Here is a 1,458-nt window from a genome sequence, read left to right as displayed (position 1 = left end):
GGGCTGCGCGCCGTCTGGTTGCAGATCCACTCCGAGGCCGCCGACGCCTTCGCCGCGATCCTCGCCGAACGGGAGGGCCGCGACGCCGCCGACCTCGCCGTCCGCGTGCGGGCCGGAACCCTCAACGTGGCCCTGCGGATCGCCGTCGAGGAATGGGCCCGCCACGCCGACGCACCCGGGGCACCCGCCCTCCGGGACGTGATGCGCGCCGCGCTCGGGCACGCCGCGGCGGCCCTCCCCGGGGAATGAACGGCCCGAACCCGCCTCCGCCGTCGGGACGCCCCGCCCCCTGTGCGATCGTGTCCGCGAACGACGATCGACCTGGAGTCACGTGAGCACCGAACCCCTGGCGGCACCCTCCCCGCTCCTGCTGCCCGACGGACGGCCCGCGGCCGCCGCCTGGACGCTGGATCCGGAGGTCAGGCACCTCAACCACGGCTCCTTCGGCGCGGTCCCCCGTGCGGCGCAGGACGTCCAGGCCGCCCTGCGCCGCCGCATGGAGGAGTCACCCGTCGAGTGGTTCCCCGGCCAGCCGCAGATGATCGCCGACGCCCGGCGCGCGATCGCCGCCCACCTCGGGGCCCCCGCGGACGGCACGGTGCTGGTGCCCAACGCCAGCGCCGGAGCCAGCGTCGTCTACGGCAACCTGCCCCACCGGGCGGGCGCCGAGATCCTGGTCACCGACCACGGGTACGGAGCCGTCACCATGGGCGCGGCCCGCCTCGCCCGGCGCTGGGGCGGCACCCTGCGCACCGTGCACGTCCCCCTCGACGCCACCGAGGACGAGGCGTACCGGGCCGTGACCGACGCCTTCACCGACCGCACCGCGCTGGCGGTCGTCGACCACATCACCTCCGCCACCGCCCGGCTGATGCCCGTCGGCCGCATCGCCGCCGAGGCCCGGCGACGCGGCATCGCCCTCCTGGTCGACGGTGCGCACGCCCCCGGGATGCTCGCCGACCCCCTGGCCGGCCTCGAGGCCGACTACTGGGTCGGCAACCTGCACAAGTTCCCCTGCGCCCCCCGCGGCACGGCGGCCCTGGTCGTGCGGGCCGAGCGGCGCCAGGAACTCCACCCCCTGATCGACTCCTGGGGCGCCACCGAGCCGTTCCCGGAGCGCTTCGACCACCAGGGCACCGTCGACGCCACCTCCTACCTGGCCGCGCCCGCAGCCCTCGACTTCGTCGAGGACACCTGGGGCTGGGACAGCGTCCGCGACTACGTCACCCGGCTCGGCGACCACGCCCAGCACACCGTCGCCGCCGCCTTCGCCCGGCTCACCGGCGAGGACCACACGGCGCGCGTCGGGATGCCCGCGCCCGCACTGCGCCTGGTCCGGCTGCCCGACGGACTGGCCGGCACCCGCGAGGAGGCCGACGCCCTGCGCGACGAGGTGGCCCGCAAGCTCCGGGTCACGGCCGCCTTCACCAGCTTCGGCGGCACCGGCTACGTCCGGCC

The 1,458-nt window shown here is 76.6% G+C and carries 1 protein-coding gene and 1 pseudogene; both read left to right on the top strand.

Going from position 1 to position 1,458, the window contains the following annotated elements; all coding sequences use genetic code 11:
- Positions 1-249 (top strand): annotated as a pseudogene (locus tag HW445_RS30785) (TetR family transcriptional regulator); the annotation flags it as partial.
- An 82-nt stretch (positions 250-331) separates the two neighbouring features.
- Positions 332-1,458, top strand: a 1,127-nt coding sequence (locus HW445_RS30780; RefSeq protein ID WP_180224075.1) for an aminotransferase class V-fold PLP-dependent enzyme, incomplete at its 3' end; no start/stop codon positions are given.

The sequence above is a fragment of the Streptomyces sp. UH6 genome (genome assembly GCF_013421635.1).
In the GTDB taxonomy this organism is placed as follows: domain Bacteria; phylum Actinomycetota; class Actinomycetes; order Streptomycetales; family Streptomycetaceae; genus Streptomyces; species Streptomyces abyssomicinicus.
Note: the sequence above shows the minus strand (reverse complement) of the source record. Positions and strands in the feature narration are given on the sequence as shown.